Source organism: Peribacillus sp. SIMBA_075 (assembly GCF_046534585.1).
The window spans coordinates 1-516 of record NZ_JAWRYN010000115.1 but is presented as its reverse complement, the minus strand read 5'-3'; the positions used below and the strand labels follow the sequence as shown (position 1 = coordinate 516).

The 516-nt window shown below is 43.0% G+C and carries 1 protein-coding gene; it reads left to right on the top strand.

Annotated elements, in window-relative coordinates; genetic code table 11:
* Positions 1 to 516 (top strand): discoidin domain-containing protein (locus SB775_RS27390; protein WP_410864281.1); only part of this gene is annotated, 516 nt, incomplete at both ends.

Here is a 516-nt window from a genome sequence, read left to right as displayed (position 1 = left end):
AGCAATGTGGCATTGGGGAAGCAAACGACGGCATCCTCCTCTTTGTATATAGACAATGGTGATATACACTACAGCCCAGAGTACGCTGTCGATGGTAATCGGAGTCCTTTTGGTGAGACTTGGACTGAGCGTTGGGAGTCGGAACAAGTACAGTCTTGTTACCATGTGGCCTCTAATGTTTGTACCATCGAAACAAATCCGCCCTGGATACAGGTAGATCTAGGAGGCCCACACGAAATTAATCAATGGGTTGTAGTTGGATATATGGAGTCGAACGGATTTTCGCTTACCGTTAACCGAACGCAAAAAGTTACGATAAAAGGAAGTTTAGATGGCCTTCATTTTGATGAAATTGCCCATTCCAATTCTGGAACGATTGTGGAAGACGAATCTATGATAATTCATGAGGGGCAGTTTGAAGAACCGGTTACGTATCGGTTTTTCCGAGTAGAAGTCAACGAAATGTTTGATTTCGTGGATGAATATTATGCTGCCGTAGCTGAATTTGAACTATAT